Here is a 22,765-nt window from a genome sequence, read left to right as displayed (position 1 = left end):
AGGAGTCAGCTGACTCTTGAGGTCACTTGACCTCGACGGAGGCGCCGGCGCCCTCGAGGGACTCCTTGGCCTTCTCCGCGGCCTCCTTGTTGACCTTCTCGAGAACCGGCTTCGGGGTGCCGTCGACGAGGTCCTTGGCCTCCTTCAGACCCAGCGAGGTCAGCTCACGCACGACCTTGATGACCTGGATCTTCTTGTCGCCCGCACCGGTGAGGACGACGTCGAACTCGTCCTGCTCCTCAACGGCCTCGGCGGCCGGGGCGCCCGGGACGCCGGCAGCGACGACGGCGGCCGGGGCAGCGGCCTCGACGTCGAACTTCTCCTCGAACTTCTTCACGAACTCGGAGAGCTCCAGGAGGGTCATCTCCTCGAACTGCGCGAGCAGGTCTTCCTGGCTGAGCTTCGCCATGGTGGCGGTCCTTCCACTAAATCGGCTGGTGCCGGATGTACATTTCGGCGGGCGTAAGACGGGCCCGCTGCGGCTGCGGGGAGTGGGTTACTCCGCAGCCTCGGCGGGAGCCGGCGTACCGGCACCGCCCTGCTCGACCTTGTCCCGAAGGGCGTCCGCGGTGCGGACGAACTTCGTGAGCGGGGCCTGGAAAGTCGCCGCGGCCTTGGCCATGGACGCCTTCATGCCACCGGCCAGCTTGGCGAGCAGCACCTCGCGGGACTCGAGGTCCGCAAGCTTCTTGATCTCGTCGGCGGACAGCGCCTTGCCGTCAAGGACACCGCCCTTGATGACGAGAGCCGGGTTGGTCTTGGCGAAGTCACGCAGACCCTTCGCTGCCTCGACCGGGTCACCGGTCACAAAGGCAACGGCCGTCGAGCCCTGAAGGAACTCGTCGAGCGTGGTGACCCCGGCCTCCTTGGCCGCGATCTTGGTCAGCGTGTTCTTCACCACACGGTACTGAGCGTTGTCACCGAGCGAGCGGCGCAGATCCTTGAGCTGCGCCACGGAAAGTCCGGTGTACGCGGTGACCACAGCGGCGTTGGAGTTACGGAACTTGTCCGTCATCTCCTCAACGGCTGCGACCTTGTCGGGCGTCGCCATGAGCCTCGGCCTCCTTCCGGGTGATGGTCCTTCTCAAGCCGGACCGCCCGTATCGGGCACACAAGGAAAGGAGCTGCACAAAGCGAAACGCCCCAGTGCAGGTGCACGGGGCGTGACTCGACCGCACGGGCTCGCGCCCTGCGGGAGTGGCTACCTCATTCACCTGCACGGGCCGTCCGCGGAAGCGGATCCTTCGGCCGCTGCGTACCGGTATGGCACACAGCAACGACCAGCGGTCTTTGGCTACCGGAGCAGCTTACGCGGATGCCCCACGCACAAGCAAATCCCTCCGGGCTCGCCGGGGCCGGGGTGGGTTTCCCCGTATCCCGCCCCTTCCCGGAACCGGGGCTTGCGCCCCGGGCCCCGGGGTTGGCCCGGTGCGGGCCGGTGGCCGGGTGTTGTACCCACCCGTTCCGCCCTGCGGAACGACTGCCCACAACACCCGCAACACGTCGGGCCCTGTTCCCCGCAGGGGACAGGGCCCGACGGCCTGGCTTGGTCAGGCGGCTCAGGCAGCCTCGTCCTCGACCAGGAGGTTACGGGTGCGGTTGGCGTCGACCGGGATGCCGGGGCCCATCGTGGTGGTGATGGTGGCCTTCTTGACGTACCGGCCCTTCGCTGCGGACGGCTTCAGACGGAGGATCTCCTCCAGCGCCGCAGCGTAGTTCTCCACCAGCTTCTCGTCGTCGAATGACGCCTTGCCAATGATGAAGTGCAGGTTGGCGTGCTTGTCGACGCGGAACTCGATCTTGCCGCCCTTGATGTCGTTGACAGCCTTGGTGACATCCGGGGTGACGGTGCCGGTCTTCGGGTTCGGCATCAGACCACGCGGACCGAGCACCCGGCCCAGACGGCCGACCTTGCCCATCAGGTCCGGGGTGGCGACGACGGCGTCGAAGTCCAGGCGGCCCTTGGCGACCTCGTCGATCAGTTCGTCGGAGCCGACGATGTCGGCGCCCGCGGCCTCCGCGGCCGCAGCACGGTCACCGGTCGCGAAGACCAGGACCCGGGCGGTCTTACCGGTGCCGTGCGGGAGGTTCACGGTGCCACGGACCATCTGGTCGGCCTTGCGCGGGTCAACGCCCAGCCGCATGGCGACCTCGACAGTCGCGTCGAACTTGCTCGAGGAGGTGTCCTTGGCGAGACGCACGGCCGCGAGCGGAGCGTAGAGCTTCGTCCGGTCGACCTTGGCGTCCGCGCTGCGGAAATTCTTGCTGCGCTTCACTTCTGCTCCAGTTGTTTCTGCAGATTACGGAGTCGTGGTGCGGGCCAGCGCTTGGCCCTCCCACGGTGGTGCCGATGAGGCGGGGAGGATCAGCCTTCGACCGTGACGCCCATGGAACGGGCGGTGCCGGCGATGATCTTCTCGGCGGCGTCCAGGTTGTTGGCGTTCAGGTCGGGCATCTTGGTGGTGGCGATCTCACGCACCTGGTCGCGGGTGATCTTCGCGACCTTGTTGATGTGCGGCTCGCCAGAGCCCTTCTCCACACCCGCGGCCTTGAGGATCATCTTGGCGGCCGGCGGAGTCTTGGTGATGAAGGTGAAGGAACGGTCCTCGTAGACCGTGATCTCCACCGGAATGACCCAACCGCGCTGCGACTCGGTCGCGGCGTTGTAGGCCTTGCAGAACTCCATGATGTTGACGCCGTGCTGACCCAGCGCGGGGCCGACCGGCGGAGCCGGATTCGCGGCACCGGCCTGGATCTGGAGCTTGATCAGCCCCGTGACCTTCTTCTTCTTGGGAGGCATGCTCTCTCCGGGTCTTGAGTGAGAGTAATTCGCCAGCCATCCATCATCCGGATGGAGGCATACCGCACCACGATAGCGGGTATCGCGGCGAGGCCTGAAACCGAGCAGGTCAGACAGGCTGCGAGAGCCTGTCTGACCTGCTCGGAAGGCGGTGGGTCCGAAGAACGCTCAGTTCTTCTGGATCTGGTCGAAGCTCAGCTCGACCGGGGTTTCCCGGCCGAAGATCTCGACAAGGCCCTTGACCTTCTTCGAGTCGGCATTGATCTCGTTGATCGTCGCCTGCAGGGTCGCGAACGGGCCGTCGGTGACCGTGACCGAGTCGCCGACCTCGAAGTCCAGCACCTGCACCTCGACCTTGCGGGCGGGGGCGGGCTTGCCCTCGGCCTCGGCGGCCTCCCGGGCGGCCTTCTCCTCGGCCTCCGGGGCGAGCATCTTGACGACCTCGTCCAGAGTCAGCGGATACGGGTCGTACGCGTTACCGACGAAGCCGGTGACGCCCGGGGTGTTGCGGACGACGCCCCAGGACTCGTTGGTCAGGTCCATCCGCACCAGGACGTAGCTGGGGAGCTTGTTCTGGCGGACGGTGCGGCGGTCGCCGTTCTTGATCTGGACGACCTCTTCCTGCGGCACCTCGGCCTGGAAGATGTAGTCCTCGACGTTCAGCGAGACAGCGCGCTGCTCAAGGTTGGTCTTGACGCGGTTCTCGTAGCCCGCGTAGGTGTGGATCACGTACCACTCGCCGGGCAGCGTGCGCAGCTCCGCACGGAGCTCGGCGACCGGGTCGGTGGGCTCCGGTTCAGCGGGCTCCGGCTCAGCGGGCTCCGGCTCAGCGGCGGCCTCTTCGGCTTCCGCTGCTTCGGCTTCGGCGGCGGTTCCGGCTTCGTCAGCGGTCTCGGCTTCGCGCGCCGTGTCACCCTCAGAGGGCTCCGTCGGCTCACTCGCCGCGGCGTCGGCAGCTTCAGCCTGGTCGACGCTGTCCGCTGCCTCGACCTTGTCGAGTGCGGTGTCGTCGCCCTCGACAGGGTCGACGGCGTCGTTCAGGTTCGGGTCAGACACGGTGGCTGCTTCTTCCTGGCTTCAAGGGGTCGAACATACGGAAAGGCACCGCTGAGGCGCCCTCCGCGGGCGGGTCAGCCGAAGATGAATGTGACGGCTTCACCAAATCCATAGTCAATCACGAATACCAGACCAATCATGATGACCACGAAAATGATCACCACGGTCGTGTAGGTCGCGAGCTGATGGCGAGTAGGCCAGACGACCTTGCGCAGCTCCGCGACAATCTGCCGGTAGAAGAGTGCGAGGCGCCCCAGCGGGCCCTTTTTCGCGCGCTTGCCCCCGCGTCGGGGCTTGTCCGACGACCGTCCGGGCTCGGGGACCTCGGCAGTGTCAGTGATCTCCGCCACTCGTCCTCACCTGATCCGGGGTCGTGGCCGTGCAGCGTCCGGTCCCTGCCGCACGGCGGTGCATTTCAGTACGTACGCGTGCACGCACCATGGTGAAGATGCGTGAGCAGGGCCGGAGGGACTTGAACCCCCAACCGCTGGTTTTGGAGACCAGTGCTCTACCAATTGAGCTACGACCCTTTGTGTTTCCCTCAACCTACCGCATCCGTACCGCTGCATGGAGTGCGCGCCCGGCCACGGTCGATGAAGGCCAACGAGGGAAGAGTGTACGTGCTCGGCGGCCGGTCGTCGAACACATACCGCCCGGCCAGCACTCAGCCGCCCCCGGAATCCGCTGTGCCGGGCCGCGCCGGAGTCTGCGACGATGCCCGTATGAGTGCCGTAACTCCCTCCGGACAGTCTCCCTCCTCCCCGACATCCGCTCCCACCGAGCGCCGGGTGTCGGCCCGGATCGGTTCGATCTCCGAGTCCGCCACGCTCGCCGTGGACGCCAAGGCGAAGGCCCTCAAGGCCGCCGGGCGCCCGGTCATCGGCTTCGGCGCGGGCGAGCCCGACTTCCCGACGCCCGACTACATCGTCGAGGCCGCCGTGGAGGCCTGCCGCAATCCGAAGTTCCACCGCTACACCCCCGCGGGCGGGCTGCCCGAGCTCAAGGCCGCGATCGCCGCGAAGACCCTGCGGGACTCCGGCTACCGGATCGAGGCCGCGAACGTCCTGGTCACCAACGGCGGCAAGCAGGCCATCTACGAGGCCTTCGCCGCCATCCTGGACCCCGGCGACGAGGTCATCGTGCCCGCCCCGTACTGGACCACCTACCCGGAGTCGATCCGCCTCGCGGGAGGTATCCCGGTCCCGGTCGTCGCCGACGAGACCACCGGCTACCTGGTCTCCGTTGAGCAGCTGGAGTCCGTGCGTACGGACCGGACCAAGGTCGTGCTCTTCGTCTCGCCGTCGAACCCGACCGGTGCGGTCTACCCCCGCGAGCAGGTCGAGAAGATCGGCCGCTGGGCCGCCGAGCACGGTCTGTGGGTGATGACCGACGAGATCTATGAGCACCTGGTCTACGGCGACGCCGAGTTCAGTTCGCTGCCGGTGGTCGTGCCCGAGCTGGCCGACAAGTGCATCGTCGTCAACGGTGTCGCCAAGACCTACGCCATGACCGGCTGGCGGGTGGGCTGGGTCGTCGGCCCCAAGGACGTCGTCAAGGCCGCGACGAACCTTCAGTCGCACGCCACGTCGAATGTCAGCAACGTCGCGCAGGCCGCCGCGCTGGCCGCCGTCTCCGGTGATCTGGAGGCCGTCGCGAAGATGCGGGAGGCCTTCGACCGGCGCCGTAAGACCATCGTGCGGATGCTCAACGAGATCGATGGCGTCGAGTGTCCTGAGCCGGAGGGCGCGTTTTACGCCTACCCGTCGGTCAAGGGCCTGCTCGGCAAGGAGATCCGGGGTAAGCGGCCGGCCAGCTCGGTGGAGCTGGCCGAGGTGATTCTGGAGGAGGCCGAGGTCGCGGTCGTGCCGGGGGAGGCGTTCGGCACGCCGGGCTATCTGCGGTTGTCCTACGCGCTGGGGGATGAGGATCTGGTCGAGGGGGTCTCGCGGATCCAGAAGCTGCTGGCTGAGGCGCGGGGGTGAGGCGCGCGGAGCGCGCTTAGGCGGGCTCCCCGGGGGCGTCGGCGGCTCCTCCGCATAGCGGGGCTCCGCCCCTGGGTGCGGGGGTGCCGGGGGTGGGTTTCCCCGCATCCCTCCCCCAGCTACCTCCCCCAGACTCCGTCTGGGAGGTGCCCCCAGGAGGTGCCCCCACCTTCCCGGCTGTGCCGATATGCGGCTCGGCCGCGCGGCGGGGCTCCGCCCCCCGGGGTGCGGGGCGCCGGGGGTGGGTGTCCCCAATTCCCGCCCCTTCCCGGAAACCGGGGCTTCGCCCCGGGCCCCGGAGGTGGCCGGGTGCGGGCCGGTGGTCGGGGGTTGTGCCCACCAAGCGTCGCGAGCTCCGCCCCGGGGTTGGCCGGAGCGTCGTGGCTGGTGCGGGTGGATGGTTGCGTAGCAGGGTGAGCCCACGCCCCTCGCGGGGCTGCGAGTGCCCACAACGGGGGGGGTGGGAAGAGCGACTGCCCACAACACCTCGGGGGTTCCACTCGTTTTGGGGACAGGCGGTTCCGGGTGGGTGGGGTTTGCGGCAGGATCCTGGGATGGAGAGTGTCCGGGACCTTCGTCTGCTGCCCAAAGCCCATCTGCATCTGCACTTCACCGGGTCGATGCGTTCCAGCACGCTGCTGGAGCTCGCCGACAAGTACGGCGTCCACCTGCCGGAGGCGCTGAGCAGCGGTGAGCCGCCCAAGCTGCGGGCGACGGATGAGCGCGGCTGGTTCCGCTTTCAGCGGCTCTACGACATGGCCCGCTCCTGTCTGCGGAAGCCGGAGGACATCCAGCGGCTGGTGCGGGAGACCGCCGAGGAGGATCTCCGCGATGGCTCCCGCTGGCTGGAGATCCAGGTTGACCCGACCTCGTACGCGCCCCGGCTGGGCGGGCTGATCCCGGCGCTGGAGGTCATCCTGGACGCGGTGGACCGGGCCCGGCGGGACACCGGGCTGGAGATCCGGGTGCTGGTCGCCGCGAACCGGATGAAGCACCCGCTGGACGCCCGTACGCTCGCGCGGCTGGCGGTGCGGTACCAGGACCGGGGCATCGTTGGCTTCGGGCTCTCCAACGATGAGCGGCGCGGATTCGCCCGGGACTTCGACCGCGCCTTCACCATCGCCCGGAACGGCGGGCTGCTGGCCGCGCCGCACGGCGGTGAGCTGTCCGGTCCGGCGAGCGTGCGGGACTGCCTGGATGATCTGCGGGCCGGGCGGGTCGGCCATGGCGTACGGGCGGCCGAGGATCCGGCGCTGCTGGCGCGGCTGGCGGACTCCGGGGTGACGTGCGAGGTGTGTCCGGCGTCGAATGTGGCGCTGGGGGTGTATGAGAAGCCGGAGGATGTGCCGCTGCGGAAGCTGTGGGACGCCGGGGTGCCGATGGCGCTGGGCGCCGATGACCCGCTGCTCTTCGGCTCCCGGCTGGCCGCGCAGTACGAGATCGCACGCGAGCACCACGACTTCACCGATACGGAACTGGCCGAGCTGGCCCGGCAGTCCGTACGGGCCACGCGGGCGCCGCGGGAGGTGCGGGACGCGATGCTCACGGACATTGACGCCTGGCTGGCCGCGTAGGGAGTAGGGGGGAGGCAGGGCCTCGTTACAGCGTGCAGCCGATGGTCACTGGTTCGTTGACCAGGGTCACGCCGAAGGCCGTGTGGACCCCGTCCCGGACCTCGCGGGCGAGCCTCAGCAGGTCAGCCGTGGTGGCCGCGCCCCGGTTGGTGAGGGCGAGCGTGTGCTTGGTGGAGATACGGACCGGGCCATCGCCATAGCCCTTGGTGAAGCCCGCCTTGTCGATCAGCCAGGCGGCGGAGGTCTTCACCAGGCCCTCCCCCGCCGCAAAGGCCGGTGGAGCCGCGTCCGGGCCGAGGCGCTCGGCGACGCGGGCGAGGAAGGCCGTGTGCTGGGCAGCGGTGAGGATCGGGTTGGTGAAGAAGGACCCCGCCGACCAGGTGTCATGGTCCTCCGGGTCGAGGACCATGCCCTTCCCGGAGCGCAGCTTCAGCACGGTCTCCCGGACCACCGCGGCCGGGACCCGGTCGCCGGGCTCGACGCCGAGGGCGCGGGCGGTCTCGGCGTATTTGACCGGGGCCGAGAGCCCGTCGGCGTCCTCGAGCCGGAAGCGGACCCGCAGCACCACGTAACGGGCCGGATCGGCCTTGAAGCGGCTGTGCCGGTAGGAGAACCCGCAGTCGGCGGCCGGGATGGTGACCGTCTCCCGGGTGCGGCGGTCGTAGGCGACGACCTCGGTGATGGTGGTCGCCACCTCCTGGCCGTACGCGCCGACGTTCTGGATCGGCGTCGCACCGGCGGAGCCCGGGATTCCAGCCAGGCACTCAATGCCCGCGAGGCCCGCCTCAACGGTGCGTGCGACGGCCTCCGACCAGTTCTCGCCCGCGGCCAGCTCCAGCCGGGTGCCGTCCAGGCCGAAGCCGCTCGTGGCGATGCGCAGGGCGGTGCCCGTAAAGCCCGCGTCGCTGATGACGAGGTTGCTGCCGCCGCCGATGATCAGCAGTGGGGTGCCGCTGTCGTCGGCCTCGCGGACCACCGCGACCACCTCGTCATCGGTGGTCGCGGTGATCAGGCGCGTCGCCGCCCCGCCCAGCCGGAAGGTGGTCAGCGGGGCGAGGGGGGCATCGTGAAGTTCCTGCACGGGCACCAGCGTACGGGGCGGCGTACGGGCGGCCTTATGCGAGCCGGACCACGGCGCGGGACATGCCCAGCACCTTCTGGCCCGCGCTCATCGCGGTGAGGTCGACCCGGACCGTACGGGCCTCGTCGTCCAGCTTGGCGGCGACCTTCGCGGAGACCTCGATGGTCGCGCCCGCGTCATCGTTGGGGACCACGACGGGCTTGGTGAAGCGGACCCCGTATTCGACGACCGCGGCCGGGTCGCCGGTCCAGTCGGTCACCACCCGGATGGCCTCCGCCATGGTGAACATGCCGTGGGCGATGACATCCGGGAGGCCGACCTCCCTGGCGAACTTCTCGTTCCAGTGGATCGGGTTGAAGTCGCCCGAGGCGCCCGCGTACTGGACGAGGGTGGCCCGGGTCACCGGGAAGGTCTGCGCGGGCAGCTCAGTGCCCGGCTCCACATCGGCGTAGGCGATCTTGGCGGTCATCTCAGCTCTCCTCCGCCGCGCGGGCCACCAGCTTGGTGTACGCGGTCACCACATGCTCGCCGGTCTCATCGTGCACCTCGCCACGGATGTCCAGGATGTCGTTCCCGGCGAGGGACTTGACCGACTCAATGGTGGAGGTGACGGTGAGCCGGTCGCCGGCGCGCACCGGGCGGCTGTAGCCGAACTTCTGGTCGCCGTGTACCACACGGCTGTAGTCCAGCCCGAGCTGCGGGTCCCGCACGACCTGCCCGGCGGCCTTGAAGGTGATCGCGAAGACAAAGGTCGGCGGGGCGATCACATCGGGGTGACCGAGCGCCTTGGCCGCGTCGGGGTCCGTATAGGCCGGGTTGGCGTCACCGATCGCCTCGGCGAACTCCCGGATCTTCTCCCGGCCGACCTCATACGGTGCGGTGGGCGGATAGCTCCGCCCGACGAAGGACTGATCGAGCGCCATGGGGCCCGCTACCTCCTGCTCTAGAGCCAGTAAGGAAGGCTGTGGAACGCCAAGAGGCCGCCCCCGGGTGGGGTACGGCCTCTGGGACGAGCCTGGTGTTATCGCGTCTCGCGGTGCGCTGTGTGCGCGTTGCAGCGCGGGCAGTGCTTCTTCATCTCAATCCGATCCGGGTTGTTACGCCGGTTCTTCTTGGTGATGTAGTTCCGCTCCTTGCACTCCACGCAGGCCAGCGTGATCTTTGGGCGGACGTCTGTGGCAGCCACGTGAGTGCTCCTTGACGGACGATGGTCGGGGTTTAACGCAGAAAGAGTAGCCGATCGGAGGACCGACCCCACAATCGGCTACTGAAAGTGAGTAGCGGCGACCGGACTTGAACCGGTGACACAACGATTATGAGCCGTTTGCTCTACCGACTGAGCTACGCCGCCACGATGTGAGCGGCCCTCCACCCACCGGGTGGACGACCTCACACACCAGAGCCCCAAAACGGAATCGAACCGTTGACCTTCTCCTTACCATGGAGACGCTCTGCCGACTGAGCTATTGGGGCGAGCGATGAAGACATTACACGCTCGACCGCCGAAGGTGAAATCCGTATCTCACCTCCTTCCGACGTCCTTCCCACGTCTCTCGCACACCACACCAGTACGACTATTTCCCGCCTCCGCCACGGCGGGACGCCCGCGTCCTACGCTCGACCCACACTCCGTGATCTTGACCATTCACTGGACCGTGGGAGCCCGATGCCGGACAGCCAACCGCAGGAGCCGAACCACCCGGACCAGCAGGACCACCCGGACCAGCAGGACCAGCCGGGGGCCGCGGCCGCCGGGGGCAGCACGCTCATCCTGTGCGGCGCCCGGCTCATGGACGGCCGCACCGTGGACGTACGGGTCGTGGACGGCCGGATCGAGGCGGTCGGCACCGCGGGCAGCCTGGCCCCCACCACCCCACGGCCCGACGGCACACGCGTCGACCTGACCGGCTATCTGCTGCTCCCCGCCCCCGCCGAGCCGCACGGGCACCACGACACCGCGCTCACCGACGAGACCGGCGACGAGATCGGCGACGCCGGGGGCGCGCCCCCGGGCGGGCAGCTCGATGTCCAGCGGCGCACCACCGAGGCCGCCCTGCTCCAGCTCGGCCATGGCGCCACCGCGTCCCGCAGCCACGTCCGGATCGGCGGTACCAGTGGACTGCGGTCCCTGGAGGCCGTACTCCAGGCGCGGCGCGCGCTGCGCGGCCTGATCGAGCTGACCACCGTCGCGGTACCCCGGCTGCTGACCGGCGCGGCCGGCGCCGAAGGGCTGGCGATGCTGCGCGACGCGGTGAAGATGGGCGCGAACGCCGTTGGCGGCTGCCCCGATCTGGACCCCGACCCGGTCGCCTATACGGAAGCCGTCCTGGAGGTCGCCGCGGAGCACGGCTGCGCCGTCGATCTGCATACGGACGGGGGCGACCCGGCCCGGCTGGCCCGGCTCACCGCCATGGCACGCGGCCTGCGGCCCGGCCTCACCATCGGACCGTGCGGCGGCCTGGGGCGGCTGCCCCGGGAGGCGGCCGCCCAGGCCGCGGACCAGCTCGCGGCCGCCGGGGTCACCGTGGTCGCCCTGCCGCAGGGCGGCTGCTCCCTGGGGGGCCGACGGGTGCCCGTACGGACGGTACCGGTGCGGCTGCTGCGTGCGGCGGGTGTGCAGGTCGCGGCGGGCAGCGGTGCGCTGCGGGACGTGGCGAACCCGGTCGGGCGGGGCGATCCGCTGGAGGCCGCGTATCTGCTGGCGTCGCTGGGTGAGGCGGCTCCGCAGGCCGCCTATGAGGCGGTGAGCACCCGGGCCCGGGCGGCGATGGGGCTGCCGGAGGTACGGGTGGAGGCCGGTTTCCCGGCGGAGCTGCTGGCGGTACGCGGGCAGACGGTGCCGGGGGTGCTGTCGCTGGGGTACAGCCGGGTGGTGCTGCACCGTGGCCGGGTGGTGGCACGGACGAGCGCGGTACGGGAGTTCTGCGACACCGGGGAGGGTGGGGAGGGCGGGGGCGGCATGGACGGGAGGGACGGCAGGGATGCTTCGAGCGTGACGGGGCCGGGGCTGCCCCGGCAGGCGCAGGGGTAGGAGGTACTTCGTTACGGTCGTGCCCATGCGCACAGTTATCGCTGGTGGAAACGGCAAGATCGCGCTGCGGCTGGAGCGGTTGCTCGCCGGGCGCGGGGATGAGGTCACGGGGCTGATCCGACGCCCGGAGAAGGCGGCTGAGGTACGCGCCACGGGAGCCGAACCGGTCGTCTGCGATCTGGAGTCGGCCTCCGTGGAGGAGGTCGCGGAGCGGCTGACGGGCGCGGACGCGACGGTCTTCGCGGCGGGCGCGGGGCCGGGCAGCGGCGCGGCCCGTAAGGACACCGTGGACCGCGCGGCGGCCGAGCTCTTCGCCGAAGCCACCGCACGGGCGGGGGTACGACGGCTGATCGTGGTCTCCGCGATGCGCGTCGACGATGAGCCGCCCACCGATATGGACGCGGTCTTCGCCGCCTATCTACGCGCCAAGGGCGCCGCGGACGCCGCCATTCGGGCCCGTACCGACCTGGACTGGACGATCCTGCGCCCCGGACGGCTGACCGACTCCCCCGGCACCGGGCGGGTCCGCCTCGGCGAGTCGACGGGCCACCACGAGGTCACCCGCGACGATGTCGCCGCGGTCCTGGTGGCCCTCCTCGACGAGCCCCGCACAGCGGATCGCACCCTGGAGCTGGTGAACGGCGACGACCCCATCCCGGCAGCGGTCGCATCAGCCATCGGCTGACGCCTGAAAACGCCTCTCCTCACCCGGCGACGAGCTCGCCCGGCAGATGGGGCAGCTTGAGGAAGCGCTCCAGCGTCGATCCATGCGTCACCGTACGGGCGAACCCCTGCGCCAACTCCGCCGCGCTGCGGACGGGCTGGGGCAGGTGCCGGTCAACGGAGAAGCCCAGCATCCGCGCCACCGTGCGCCACAGCCGGGCGTCGGGCTGGAAGCCGACCGCGGCATGGTGCACCGCCAAGAGGTGCGCTGCCAGTTCGTCCTCGGCACCGGCCGCGAACCTCCACCAGTACAGGGCGCTTTCGTCCCTGCCGAGGGAGTACAGCAGACAGCCGAAGGTACGAGCCCCCGCGGCGTCGTAGTCAGCTGCGAAATCGGCCAGCGTGTGGATCTCGTTGGAGCGCAGCACGGTGTCACACAGCTGGCGGAGCTCGGCTGTCAGGGCATCCGGGGCACAGGAGGGATCGGCCCGCACAATGGGGACCGGCCTGCGCCGGTGGGTATGCCGCCGGGCCAGCGGACGTACGGGAGCTGGCGCCCGGCTGCCACGTACTGCCCGGTCGGCGGCCGGGGCCCCCGCCCCCGTACCGGACTCGGCCCTCTCGGATGCCCCAGACGCGTCAGACGCGTCAGAGGCCTCGGATGCCTCAGCGATGCGCCGCGCGAGCTTCCGCATAAACGCGGCGGGGTCGTGGTCGGCCAATTGCCGTTGCACCGCAGCGGCTTCCGCCTTCAAGAGGTCTTCCACCATCACGCTCCCTCTCCCCCATCAGCCGGGCTCATGATTTCCTTCAGACGCTGTCGCCCCAAGTGCGCATTGGTCTTGGCGGCGCTGAGGCTTATGTTCAAGCGCCTGGCGACCTCCTCATAGGGAAGGTCGACTATGTGGTGCAGCCGTACGCACTGGGCCTGCATGGGCGCCACCACTTCCAGCGCTTCCAGTGCCCGGTCCAGCTTGTCGTGACTGCGCAGCTCCAGAAGCTGCACGCTGCCCGTCACACCGTCGAGCGGACACTCCCGCATGCGGCGCTTCGCCATCCGCCGCCAGTGGTCGACGATGACTCCGTGCAGAATCTTCTGCATCAAGGCCTCCGGGTTCTCAGCGGCGAGGATGCGCTCCCACTTGGAGTAGATGCGGAGCCCGGCCTCCAGTACCGCCTCCTCCGCATCGTGGTACGAGCGCAGCCGTGAACAGGCCTGGGCCAGAAACGTCTTCTGCTTCTGCTCAAAGAACGCGCTGAAATCAGCAGGCAGTTCAGCCGGCCTGCTCAGCTCTGGTTCGGACGGCTCGGTCACCGGATCTCCCTCGATCCGGACGGGCCGTTGGGAGCCGCTTCGGGCTGCGGGTGATACATGACAAGAACCGCGCTGGTGCGGGCGGCGGAACGGCAACGACATACCGCTCCGGCCTGTGCGGCGCCGCGTACGGCGCACCGTACGACAGCGCCGAGCACAGCCGCGGTCAGCTGGTACGCACCGACCATTGCCAGCGCGTACCAGGGCCATGAGTGCCCCACGGGCCCTCCTTTCGGGGGTGATCTCTTACCTCAACCGCACCGTCGCGGACGAGGGCGGAACTCTCGGTCCCACCCGTATCACCGCAGCGAACACCCTCTGGAGTTAAGAGGTAGCCGTTTAGTTACGAAAGGAACGCACCGCTCCCTCCATCACAGGCCCTCGAACAGGCAACCTCTCGAATGCTGTGACGAAGACCACACCGAGAGTGAGCCCAACCGCCAGGCTTCGCCACCCGCGACTACGCCGCGCCAGGGTCAACGGCCACTCCGTCTACGGTGCGGTTATTCGGGGCGGGCCTCGCGGTCACGTGCGGGTACGGAAGGGAGCTGGTCGGCCCTCCGCAGGGCCACGGGTCCTGGAACGCGGGTGCGCGCCCGGTAGTCGCCCCGGGACGGCATGGGCTGGACCGAACGGCACGCCGACCTGTGCATGCCGACCGCAGGTTAATGGCAGCGGCAGACGGGTGATTCCACTCCTGGTCCGGCAATACGCCCTCAGCCTGTTGGTATTTCTGTTCCGGGCGGAAGCCTGGGACTCGATCCCCGTTACAACGAGAAAGGTCACCGCTATGGCCTCTGGCCTCCTTGGGCGCAGATACGACAGGATGTTCGACACTATCGATGCCGATGGCAATGGCGTCATCGAAAGGAACGACCTGGAAAGACTCGCCCGCAACATCGTCACCGCGGCGGCGCGGGACACCGACGTCGTCGAATGGGAGTACCGGAAGGTCTGGGACGCCCTGGCGGACGAGGTCGACACCGACCGTGACGGGCGCATCAGCCGCGAGGAGTTCCACCGGGCCATGGAAAGCCGGGCCCAGGACGACCGGCTGATCGAGCGTACCTTCCGCCCGGCCATCCAGGCCGAGTTCTCGGCTGTCGACGCGGACGGGGACGGCTCCATCACCCGGGACGAGCTGGTGCAGACGGTCCAGCAGCTCGGAGCATCGCGCGAGGAGGCTCAGCGCGGATTCGACCGGCTCGACCAGGACGGCGACGGCCGCATCGACTTCGAGGAGTACTGGGATGCCTGGCTGACCCAGCTCACCAGCGAGGACCCGGACGCGCCGGGCAGTGCGCTGTTCGGCATGCTCAGGTAGCCACCCATCAGGCCGGGCGCTGGCCGCCCGGTCGGCCCCATCCCTCGCCCGGCCTACCGGGGACGAGGACACCGTTCGGCGGGGACCGGCCCCGGCTGGACCAGTAGCGCGACCGGCCTCCTTCGGGAGCCGACTCGGCTGGCTCAGGGCGGAACGCCCGGCAGAATCGGTAGGCGCAAGCGTGCGAAGAAGGGGGACAAACGAGAACGACCCCCGACCAAACATGCTGGTCAGAGGTCGTTTTAATGTGGCGGCGCCAGGATTCGAACCTGGGAAGGCTGAGCCGGCAGATTTACAGTCTGCTTCCTTTGGCCGCTCGGACACACCGCCTGGGTTTGCTGCGCGGAGCCGCGCTCCGGGCAACGGTGTAAACCATACCCGATGACAGGGGGTGCTTCGCCACTCGGTTCATCGGGGGTGAATCCATGGCCGCGCGACTAGGCTGACGTGCGCGGACCGCCAGGGGCGGCGGACCGTCTTCCCAGACACATCTACGCACGAGGAGCCAACTCACGATGGCCGACTCCAGTTTCGACATTGTCTCGAAGGTCGAGCGGCAGGAGGTCGACAACGCCCTCAACCAGGCCGCCAAGGAGGTCTCACAGCGCTACGACTTCAAGGGCGTGGGTGCCTCCATCGCCTGGTCGGGCGAGAAGATCGAGATCCGCGCCAACGCGGAGGAGCGGGCCAAGGCGGTCCTCGACATCTTCCAGTCCAAGCTGGTGAAGCGCGGGATCTCGCTGAAGGCGCTGGACTCCGGCGAGCCGCAGGCCTCCGGCAAGGAATACAAGATCATCTCCTCGCTGAAGGAGGGCATCTCCCAGGAAGACGCCAAGAAGGTGGCAAAGATCATCCGCGATGAGGGCCCCAAGGGCGTCAAGGCCCAGGTGCAGGGCGACGAACTGCGGGTCAGCGCCAAGAGCCGGGATGCCCTGCAGGAGGTCATCGCACTGCTGAAGGGGAAGGACTTCGACTTCGCCCTGCAGTTTGTGAACTACCGCTGACGGAAGCGCTGGGCTTGCGCCGGCAGGGATAGCGAGGGCGGCGGCCGGGAGACCCCGGCCGCCGCCCTCGATGTCTCCGTCCCTCGGCCGCCGGGCGGCCCCCTTCCTCCCCCAGCTACCGCTGGGAGGTGCCCCCAGGAGGTGCCCCCACCTTCCCCGCTGTACCGATATGCGGCTCCGCCGCGCGGCGGGGCTTCGCCCCGGCTGCGGGGTGCCGTGGGTGGGCTTCCCCGTATCCCGCCCCTTCCCGGAAACCGGGGCTCGCGCCCCGGGGCCCCGGGGTTGGCCCGGTGCGGGCCGGTGGCCGGGTTGTGCCCACCCACAGCCCCTCGCGGGGCTGGGGGCACCTCCCAGCGTTAGCTGGGGGAGAGTGCCCACAACACAGGGGCAGGGGTCTGGGGAAGAGCCTGGCCCCGCCCGTGGGGTTAGTCGGCTGGGACTGGGGCGGTGGTGGGTTCCTTGGGGCCGGGTTTGCGGCCGAAGTGGAGCAGGCCTACGGCCAGGGAGCCGATGAGGAGGGTGAGCATTCCGGCGAGCAGCCAGCCCGCGCCGAAGTTGGCCATGACGGGTATGGCCGCGGCGGTGACGAGGCCGCCGCCGAAGAAGGGCTCCAGGGCGAGCTGTTTGTAGCCGAAGGCCGGGTACGCGGGGGTGCGTAGTTCGGGGTCGGCGATGCGGAGCAGGATGAGGCCGGTGGCGGTGACGCCCATGGACTGGCCCATGTCACCGATGCCGCGCTCGAACCAGTAGTCGGGCATCATCCGGCGGGCCAGGAAGACAAAGGCGCCGATGGACCAGAGCAGGCCGGTGATGGCGAGAAGCAGGAACGGGCCGAGGTTGTCCGCGATGGCCTGCAGGGACAGGGTGCCGAGCGCGGCGATGATCAGGATGTCGAGAGAGAAGCCCTGGAGGCGTTCGATCATCTGCTGGTCGACGATCTCGTGCCGGTCGAAGGCCTGGATGGCGAACTGCACCAGGATGCCGCCGATCATGGCGATGGGGAACAGCGGCACATGGGCGAAGAGTTCGAAGCTGTCGGCCCACAGGGCGGATTCGAGCCACTTGAAGAAGCTCAGGATGAGCCAGCCGATGATGACGGCGACCGCGAGCAGTCCGAAGTGGAGCGTCAGCGGTTCGATGGAGGAGGGGTGGACGGTGAGGGTGCCGGCGGAGCGGCGGCGTTCCTTCTCCACCAAGCCCGCCTGTTCCGAGACGGAAGGGGTGGCGTTCTTCTTGAGCTCGGCGGTCTTGCCGGTGCGTACGCCCCAGTTGATGAGGACGATTCCGACGATGATGCCGGAGAGGATGCCCACGGTGGCCAGGCCGAGTGCGAGGTCCTGTCCTTCGGGGAAGCCGAACTTCTCGAAGGTGTCGCCCATACCGGCGGCGGTGCCGTGACCGCCCTCAAAGCCGATCTCGATCAGTGCGCCGCTGAAGACCGGCAGCCCGAAGACGGGGGCGAGGATCAGCAGCGCCAGCAGGATGCCGACCACGTACTGGCCGCTGGCCAGGGTCATGCCGAAGGCGAGCTGCGGCCCGGCGACCCGGCCCGCTTCCCGGAGGCTGGGGAGCCGGTGGCCGAGGAAGAGTCCGGCGAAGACCATGGAGATCAGCAGGCCTGGCAGGGTGCGCCAGACGTCAAGGAGCTCCGGGCTGAAGAGCCCGGCCTCGGCGAACCGGTCGCTGCCCAGGGCGGAGGTGATCCGGCCGAGGATGTCGGGGCCCAGCAGCAGCGCTACGCCGCCACCGATGATCGAGCTGGGGATGAAGAGCTTCTGTGCCAGCCGCCACTTCACTCGGATGATCTTGGCCACCAGCAGCAGCACTCCCAGGAGGAGCAACGCGAAGCCAATGGAGTCCGGGGACATCTCGGCCCTTTCCCACGGTATCCGGATGGCGTCGCTGCCAGCCCGGCGATACGTATTATCAAGTGCAGCGGGGACGCTACCTTGCTTTCGCCACCGTAAACGCCTGGGGGTCCTTACGGCCGGATCTCGTCGGCCAACAGCGGACGGTTGTCCGGCCATCCGGTGCAGTGACGTTGATTCCGTTCGTGAAGACGGGGCGCTACCAGCGGTACGCGTCGGGGGAACTGGTCGGGACGATCTCCCGGCCGAGGGGCATCAGGGAGACCGGGATCATCTTGAAGTTGGCGATACCGAGGGGGATGCCGATGATCGTCACGCAGAGCGCGATGCCGGTGACGATGTGACTGAGCGCCAGCCACCATCCGGCGAGCACCAGCCAGAGGACGTTGCCGACGCAGGATGGCGCGCCCGCGTCCCGGCGCTCAACGGTCGTATAGCCAAAGGGCCATAGGGCGTATACGCCGATGCGGAACGCTGCCAGACCGAACGGGATACCGATGATGGTGATGCACAGGAGCACTCCGGCCAGCAGATAGCCGAGGAACAGCCAGAGGCCGCTCAGTACAAGCCAGATGATGTTAAGGATGGTCTTCACGGTCGCCAGCCTGCCATGTGTTCCAGCCGGGCGATGCGTTCCGCCATGGGCGGGTGGGTCGAGAAGAGCTTGGACATGCCCTCCCCTCGGCCGAACGGGTTCGCGATCATCATATGGCTCGCCGTCTCCAGCCGGGGTTCGGGCGGCAGCGGAAGCTGGTTCGTACCGGCTTCCAGCTTGCGCAGGGCGGAGGCCAGTGCGAGCGGATCACCGGTGAGCTGGGCTCCGGAGGCATCGGCTTCGTATTCGCGGGAACGGCTGACGGCGAGCTGGATCAGCGAGGCGGCCAGCGGGCCGAGGATCAGGATCAGCAGCATGCCGAGCAGGCCCGGCCCCTCCTCGTCGTCGGACCGGCCGAACGGAATCAGCCAGGCGAAGTTGACCAGGAACATCACCACGGACGCCAGGGCACCCGCGATGGAGGCGATGAGGATGTCGCGGTTGTAGACATGGCTCAGCTCATGGCCGATGACGCCGCGCAGCTCGCGTTCGCTGAGGATGCGGAGGATGCCGTCGGTGCAGCAGACGGCGGCATTGCGCGGGTTGCGTCCGGTGGCGAAGGCGTTGGGGGCCAGCGTCGGGGAGATGTAGAGGCGGGGCATGGGCTGGCGGGCGGCGGTGGAGAGCTCGCGGACGAGACGGTAGAGCTGGGGTGCTTCGAATTCGCTGACCGGGCGGGCGCGCATGGCGCGGAGGGCGAGCTTGTCGCTGTTCCAGTAGGCGTAGGCGTTGGTGCCGACCGCGATGAAGAGGGCGAGGATCAGGCCCGTACGGCCGAAGAAGCTGCCGACGATCAGGATGAGGGCCGACATGGTGCCCAGGAGCAGGGCTGTCCTCAGTCCGTTGTGTCGGCGGTGCACGGTGCGCCCTCCAGGTGGTGCAGCGGGGGAACCCTCCCCCACTTTGGTCAACGCGACGTGGGTGGTGCGGGTTCCCCACGGTGCGCCGGGCGGGGGGCTCCCGGGTGCCGGGTGTGGGTTCCCCCTCTGCGTCTCCTAGCGGGCTTCGCCCGGGGGCGCCCCTTCCCGGCTGTGCCGGTGTGCGGCCCCGCCGCGTGGCGGGGCTTGCGCCCGGCTGCGGGGGTGCCGTGGGTGGGGTTCCCCAATTCCCGCCCCTTCCCGGAAACCGGGGCTTCGCCCCGGGGCCCCGGGGGTGGCCCGGTGCGGGCCGGTGGCCGGGGGTTGTGCCCACCCACAGCCCCTCGTGGGGCTGGGGGCACCTCCCAGCGTTAGCTGGGGGAGAGTGCCCACAACACGGGTGGGGGTCTGGGGGCGGCAGCCCACAGTTTCGGGAAGGGGTGGGTTAGGGGAAAGCCCCCGGCGTCGTTAAGAAAGGGTGCCGGCGGCTAGGCGGAGGATTGTTTGGGGGGCGGCGGAGAGGGCGATGGCCGCGGCGGCGGTCAGGGCGATGGCCGTGGCGAGGGGGGCGGAGATACGGGTGCGGGTGAGGGTGAGGGTCAGCGTGGTGGCGGGTGCCGCCGCGACCGCCGGGGCGGGGGCGGCGCGGAAGAGGACCGCCGTCCACTGGAGGTAGTAGACGAGCGCGATCACCACATTGACGGCCATGACGACGGCCAGCCAGCCCAGACCCGCGTTGACGGCCGCGGAGAAGACCGTGACCTTGGCGAAGAGGCCGATGATGCCCGGCGGCAGGCCCGCCAGGCAGAGCAGGAAGAAGCCCATGGCGAGGGCGGCCAGCGGCTGGGTGGCGTAGAAGCCGCGGTAGTCGGTGATCCGGTTGGCGGCCGCCGTACGTCCGACATGCAGGGCGACGGCGAAGGCACCGAGGTTCACCACGGCGTACATCAGCGCGTAGGCGACCGTCGCGCCGATGGCGTTCAGCATGACGTCCGTGTAGGCCGCCGCCGCGATCGGGACGATCAGGAATCCCGCCTGGCCGACCGAGGACCAGGCCAGCAGCCGGATGGCGCTGCGCTCGGCGTCCGCGCGCTGCCGCAGGGCGGCGACATTGCCGACGGTCATGGTGAGCGCGGCCAGCACGGCCAGGGCCGGGCCCCAGGTGGACGCGTAGGAGGGGAAGGCGAAGACGGTGACGAGGATGAGGCCGGTGAAGCCGACCGCCTTGCCGATGACGGAGAGGTAGGCGGCAACGGGGACCGGAGCGCCGACGTAGGTGTCGGGCACCCAGAAGTGGAAGGGCACCACGGCGGTTTTGAAGGCGAAGCCGACGAGGGTGAGGGTGACGCCCAGGGTGGCGAGCGTGGACAGGGCCGGGTCGACCTGGCGCAGCCCCCCGGCCACCTGGCTGAGGTGCAGGCTGCCGGTGGTCGCGTAGACGAAGCTGACGCCCATCAGGGTGACGGCGGTGGCGGCGACCGAGGAGAGGAAGAACTTCAGCGCTGCCTCGGAGCCCTTACGGTCGCCACGGCGCAGCGCGACCAGGGCGAAGGCCGGGAGCGAGGCGACCTCCAGGGCGACGACGAGGGTGGCCAGATCGCGGGCGGCGGGCAGCAGCGTGGCACCGGCGGCGGAGGCGAGCAGCAGAAACCAGAACTCGCCCGGTGGTAGCCGGTCGTCCTCGACAGAGGTGATGGACAGCAGGGCGGTCAGCAGGGCGCCGCCGAGGACCAGGAGCTGGATGACGAGCGCGAAGGTGTCGGCCGTATAGCTGCACACGGTGGGGTTGGTGGTGAGGCAGAAGGTCGACCGCGCGTCGCCAACAGCCAGCGGCAGCAGGGTCAGCCCGGCCAGGGTCAGGCCCGCGATGGCGAACCAGCCGAGCAGCGGCTTGCGGCGGTCGTCCAGGAACAGATCGGCGACCAGCAGGAGCAGCCCGGCCATGGCGGTGATGACGGGCGGGGCGATCGCGAGCCAGTCGACGGACTGGATCAGAGGGCTCATCGGCTGACTCCTGGCAGGAGGTTCTGCACGGCCGGGTTGGTGAGCCCGAGGAGGAGCGCGGGCCAGAGTCCGGCGAGGACGGTGAGGACAACGAGCGGGGTCCAGGCGGCGAACTCGTACGGGCGTACGTCGGTGAGGCTCACGGCGGCCTGCTCCGTGGCCGCCATGGGCTCCTTGGGCCGGTCGCCCATGCAGACGCGGCGTACGACGAGCAGCAGGTAGGCGGCGGTGAGCAGGGTGCCCAGGCCGCCGATCGCCATAAAGGTGAGATACGCGGGACGGCTCAGCCCGTCGGCCGGGTGGAAGGCGCCGAGCAGGGCGAGCATTTCGCCCCAGAAGCCCGCGAGGCCGGGCAGCCCGAGGGAGGCGACGGCGCCGAAGGCCAGCAGTCCGCCGAACCGGGGCGCCCTGCCGTAGAGGGCCGCGCCGCCGTCGGTGTGGGCGGCGAGCTGGTCGAGGTCGGTGGAGCCGGTGCGCTCCTTGAGCGCGCCGACCAGGAAGAAGAGCAGGCCGGTGATGAGGCCGTGGGCGATGTTGGCGAACAGGGCGCCATTGACTCCGGTGTGGGTGAGGGTGGCGATGCCCAGGAGGACGAACCCCATATGGCCGACCGAGGAGTAGGCGATCAGCCGCTTGAGGTCGCTGCCTCCGCCCTGCCGTACGAGGGCGAGGCAGGCGAGGGAGCCGTAGATGATGCCGACGGCCGCGAACGCGGCGAGGTAGGGCGCGAAGTACTGGGCGCCCTCGGGGGCGATGGGCAGCACGATACGGACCAGCCCGTAGGTGCCCATCTTCAGCAGGACGCCCGCCAGCAGCACCGAGCCGACGGTGGGGGCGGCGGTGTGGGCGTCGGGGAGCCAGCTGTGCAGGGGCCACATCGGGGTCTTGACGGCGAGTCCGATACCGATGGCGAGGACGGCGATGAGCTGGGTGGTACGGGTCAGTCCGGCTCCGTTGTCAGTGGCGAGTGCCACCATGTCGAAGGTGCCGCCCTGCAGGCCGACGAGGAGCAGGCCGAGCAGCATGACGACGGAGCCGAGCAGCGTAAAGAGGATGAACTTCCAGGCGGCCTTCTCACGGCCCTCGCCGCCCCAGCGGGCGATGAGGAAGTACATCGGGATGAGGACCATCTCGAAGGCCAGGAAGAAGAGCATCAGGTCGAGTACGGCAAAGGTGGCGAGGGTGCCGGACTCGAGGACGAGGAGGAAGGCGATGAAGGCCCTGGGGGACGCGGCGGCGCCTGCGGAGCCGTCGCCGCCCGGGCGCTTGACGTAGCTGTAAAGCGCGCAGAGGAAGGTCAGCAGCGCGGTCAGTACGAGGAGGGGGAGCGAGATGCCGTCGATACCGAAGTGCAGCCGGATGCCCAGGGCCGGGATCCAGCTGATATTCGACTCGGCCTGCATGGTGCCCGAGCGGTCGTGATCGAAGCCGGCGGCGAGCACGATCGCGGCCAGGAGTACGACGCCGGTGACGGTGACACCGTGGCGGAGCACGGCCTGTTCCGGGCTGCTGCCCTTGAGCCCGGGCGGGGCGGGGAGCAGCGCGGCCGCGGCGCCGAGCAGGGGCAGCGCGACGATGGCGACGAGGAGGAGCTGCATCACGGTCTCGTTC

24 protein-coding genes and 4 tRNA genes are annotated in these 22,765 nt (G+C 69.3%); 6 read left to right on the top strand and 22 right to left on the bottom strand.

Annotated elements, in window-relative coordinates:
• Positions 1 to 22 precede the first annotated feature (22 nt).
• From rplL to test1122_RS16140, 7 genes are all read right to left on the bottom strand, one after another.
• A complete protein-coding gene (gene rplL / locus test1122_RS16170; protein ID WP_232269871.1) occupies positions 23 to 409 on the bottom strand; it encodes a 50S ribosomal protein L7/L12 in 387 nt (128 codons plus the stop codon).
• 87 nt (positions 410 to 496) lie between these two features.
• Positions 497 to 1,051 carry a 50S ribosomal protein L10 gene (gene rplJ, locus test1122_RS16165; protein WP_232269870.1) on the bottom strand — a complete coding sequence of 185 codons (555 nt, stop codon included), beginning with the start codon at positions 1,049 to 1,051 and terminating at the stop codon, positions 497 to 499.
• A 508-nt stretch (positions 1,052 to 1,559) separates the two neighbouring features.
• Positions 1,560 to 2,276, bottom strand: coding sequence for a 50S ribosomal protein L1 (gene rplA / locus test1122_RS16160; protein WP_232269869.1), 717 nt, complete (start codon positions 2,274 to 2,276; stop codon positions 1,560 to 1,562).
• Positions 2,277 to 2,365: 89 nt separating this feature from the next.
• On the bottom strand, positions 2,366 to 2,800 hold the full coding sequence (gene rplK / locus test1122_RS16155) for a 50S ribosomal protein L11 (protein WP_232269868.1): 435 nt from the start codon (positions 2,798 to 2,800) through the stop codon (positions 2,366 to 2,368).
• 168 nt (positions 2,801 to 2,968) lie between these two features.
• Positions 2,969 to 3,856, bottom strand: coding sequence for a transcription termination/antitermination protein NusG (gene nusG / locus test1122_RS16150; protein WP_232269867.1), 888 nt, complete (start codon positions 3,854 to 3,856; stop codon positions 2,969 to 2,971).
• Between the two features lie 74 nt (positions 3,857 to 3,930).
• Complete coding sequence (secE, locus tag test1122_RS16145) at positions 3,931 to 4,206, bottom strand: preprotein translocase subunit SecE (RefSeq protein ID WP_232269866.1); 276 nt, start codon at positions 4,204 to 4,206, stop codon at positions 3,931 to 3,933.
• A 107-nt stretch (positions 4,207 to 4,313) separates the two neighbouring features.
• Positions 4,314 to 4,386: transfer RNA gene (locus tag test1122_RS16140), tRNA-Trp, on the bottom strand.
• Between the two features lie 192 nt (positions 4,387 to 4,578).
• Between test1122_RS16140 and test1122_RS16135 the strand changes: the two genes are divergently transcribed.
• Positions 4,579 to 5,838, top strand: coding sequence for a pyridoxal phosphate-dependent aminotransferase (locus test1122_RS16135; protein WP_232269865.1), 1,260 nt, complete (start codon positions 4,579 to 4,581; stop codon positions 5,836 to 5,838).
• A gap of 554 nt (positions 5,839 to 6,392) precedes the next feature.
• Entirely contained in the window at positions 6,393 to 7,412 is a 1,020-nt protein-coding gene (locus test1122_RS16130) for an adenosine deaminase (RefSeq protein WP_232269864.1), read from the top strand.
• Positions 7,413 to 7,437: 25 nt separating this feature from the next.
• Here the strand turns inward: test1122_RS16130 and test1122_RS16125 are convergent, their stop codons facing one another.
• The 6 genes from test1122_RS16125 to test1122_RS16100 all read right to left on the bottom strand — a co-directional run bounded on the left by test1122_RS16125 (position 7,438) and on the right by test1122_RS16100 (position 9,966).
• The gene (locus test1122_RS16125; RefSeq protein WP_232269863.1) at positions 7,438 to 8,493 is read right to left on the bottom strand and encodes a UDP-N-acetylmuramate dehydrogenase; all 1,056 of its coding nucleotides are present in this window, start codon (positions 8,491 to 8,493) and stop codon (positions 7,438 to 7,440) included.
• A 34-nt stretch (positions 8,494 to 8,527) separates the two neighbouring features.
• Positions 8,528 to 8,962 carry a MaoC family dehydratase gene (locus tag test1122_RS16120; RefSeq protein WP_232269862.1) on the bottom strand — a complete coding sequence of 145 codons (435 nt, stop codon included), beginning with the start codon at positions 8,960 to 8,962 and terminating at the stop codon, positions 8,528 to 8,530.
• A 1-nt stretch (position 8,963) separates the two neighbouring features.
• Positions 8,964 to 9,416, bottom strand: coding sequence for a MaoC family dehydratase N-terminal domain-containing protein (locus tag test1122_RS16115; protein WP_232269861.1), 453 nt, complete (start codon positions 9,414 to 9,416; stop codon positions 8,964 to 8,966).
• 98 nt (positions 9,417 to 9,514) lie between these two features.
• Positions 9,515 to 9,679, bottom strand: coding sequence for a 50S ribosomal protein L33 (gene rpmG, locus test1122_RS16110; RefSeq protein WP_184775556.1), 165 nt, complete (start codon positions 9,677 to 9,679; stop codon positions 9,515 to 9,517).
• Positions 9,680 to 9,771: 92 nt separating this feature from the next.
• A tRNA-Met gene (locus tag test1122_RS16105) sits at positions 9,772 to 9,844 on the bottom strand.
• Between the two features lie 49 nt (positions 9,845 to 9,893).
• A tRNA-Thr gene (locus test1122_RS16100) sits at positions 9,894 to 9,966 on the bottom strand.
• Positions 9,967 to 10,159: 193 nt separating this feature from the next.
• On the opposite strand from test1122_RS16100, the gene test1122_RS16095 reads away from it, so the two are divergent.
• Positions 10,160 to 11,524 (top strand): amidohydrolase family protein, encoded by a 1,365-nt coding sequence (locus test1122_RS16095; RefSeq protein ID WP_232269860.1) that lies wholly within the window; start codon positions 10,160 to 10,162, stop codon positions 11,522 to 11,524.
• A 25-nt stretch (positions 11,525 to 11,549) separates the two neighbouring features.
• Positions 11,550 to 12,209 carry an SDR family oxidoreductase gene (locus test1122_RS16090; RefSeq protein WP_232269859.1) on the top strand — a complete coding sequence of 220 codons (660 nt, stop codon included), beginning with the start codon at positions 11,550 to 11,552 and terminating at the stop codon, positions 12,207 to 12,209.
• A 19-nt stretch (positions 12,210 to 12,228) separates the two neighbouring features.
• On the opposite strand, the gene test1122_RS16085 is transcribed toward test1122_RS16090, so the two are convergent.
• From test1122_RS16085 to test1122_RS16075, 3 genes are read right to left on the bottom strand one after another with little or no spacing between them, the layout of a single operon-like run.
• Positions 12,229 to 12,957 carry a hypothetical protein gene (locus tag test1122_RS16085; RefSeq protein ID WP_232269858.1) on the bottom strand — a complete coding sequence of 243 codons (729 nt, stop codon included), beginning with the start codon at positions 12,955 to 12,957 and terminating at the stop codon, positions 12,229 to 12,231.
• Positions 12,957 to 13,502, bottom strand: coding sequence for an RNA polymerase sigma factor (locus tag test1122_RS16080; RefSeq protein WP_232269857.1), 546 nt, complete (start codon positions 13,500 to 13,502; stop codon positions 12,957 to 12,959). Before test1122_RS16080 ends, test1122_RS16085 begins: the two co-directional genes overlap by 1 nt.
• Positions 13,499 to 13,723 carry a hypothetical protein gene (locus test1122_RS16075; protein WP_232269856.1) on the bottom strand — a complete coding sequence of 75 codons (225 nt, stop codon included), beginning with the start codon at positions 13,721 to 13,723 and terminating at the stop codon, positions 13,499 to 13,501. The genes test1122_RS16080 and test1122_RS16075 overlap by 4 nt, the downstream gene beginning before the upstream one ends.
• Positions 13,724 to 14,328: 605 nt before the next feature.
• On the opposite strand from test1122_RS16075, the gene test1122_RS16070 reads away from it, so the two are divergent.
• The gene (locus tag test1122_RS16070; RefSeq protein WP_232269855.1) at positions 14,329 to 14,826 is read left to right on the top strand and encodes an EF-hand domain-containing protein; all 498 of its coding nucleotides are present in this window, start codon (positions 14,329 to 14,331) and stop codon (positions 14,824 to 14,826) included.
• Positions 14,827 to 15,074: 248 nt separating this feature from the next.
• Here the strand turns inward: test1122_RS16070 and test1122_RS16065 are convergent.
• Positions 15,075 to 15,156, bottom strand: a tRNA-Tyr gene (locus test1122_RS16065).
• Positions 15,157 to 15,341: 185 nt separating this feature from the next.
• Between test1122_RS16065 and test1122_RS16060 the strand changes: the two genes are divergently transcribed.
• Positions 15,342 to 15,830 (top strand): YajQ family cyclic di-GMP-binding protein, encoded by a 489-nt coding sequence (locus test1122_RS16060; protein ID WP_232269854.1) that lies wholly within the window; start codon positions 15,342 to 15,344, stop codon positions 15,828 to 15,830.
• Positions 15,831 to 16,255: 425 nt separating this feature from the next.
• On the opposite strand, the gene test1122_RS16055 is transcribed toward test1122_RS16060, so the two are convergent.
• From test1122_RS16055 to test1122_RS16035, 5 genes are all read right to left on the bottom strand, one after another.
• Positions 16,256 to 17,698: a sodium/glutamate symporter gene (locus test1122_RS16055; RefSeq protein WP_232269853.1), complete on the bottom strand. Its 1,443-nt coding sequence runs from the start codon at positions 17,696 to 17,698 to the stop codon at positions 16,256 to 16,258.
• Between the two features lie 199 nt (positions 17,699 to 17,897).
• Entirely contained in the window at positions 17,898 to 18,293 is a 396-nt protein-coding gene (locus test1122_RS16050) for a YccF domain-containing protein (protein ID WP_232269852.1), read from the bottom strand.
• Complete coding sequence (gene htpX, locus test1122_RS16045; protein WP_232269851.1) at positions 18,290 to 19,153, bottom strand: zinc metalloprotease HtpX; 864 nt, start codon at positions 19,151 to 19,153, stop codon at positions 18,290 to 18,292. The genes test1122_RS16050 and htpX overlap by 4 nt, the downstream gene beginning before the upstream one ends.
• A 465-nt stretch (positions 19,154 to 19,618) precedes the next feature.
• Positions 19,619 to 21,154: an NADH-quinone oxidoreductase subunit N gene (locus test1122_RS16040; RefSeq protein ID WP_232269850.1), complete on the bottom strand. Its 1,536-nt coding sequence runs from the start codon at positions 21,152 to 21,154 to the stop codon at positions 19,619 to 19,621.
• Positions 21,151 to 22,752 carry a complex I subunit 4 family protein gene (locus test1122_RS16035; protein ID WP_232271932.1) on the bottom strand — a complete coding sequence of 534 codons (1,602 nt, stop codon included), beginning with the start codon at positions 22,750 to 22,752 and terminating at the stop codon, positions 21,151 to 21,153. The genes test1122_RS16040 and test1122_RS16035 overlap by 4 nt, the downstream gene beginning before the upstream one ends.
• Positions 22,753 to 22,765: the final 13 nt, after the last annotated feature.

It is taken from the genome of Streptomyces gobiensis, assembly GCF_021216675.1.
Taxonomy (GTDB): domain Bacteria; phylum Actinomycetota; class Actinomycetes; order Streptomycetales; family Streptomycetaceae; genus Streptomyces; species Streptomyces gobiensis.
Note: the sequence above shows the minus strand (reverse complement) of the source record. Positions and strands in the feature narration are given on the sequence as shown.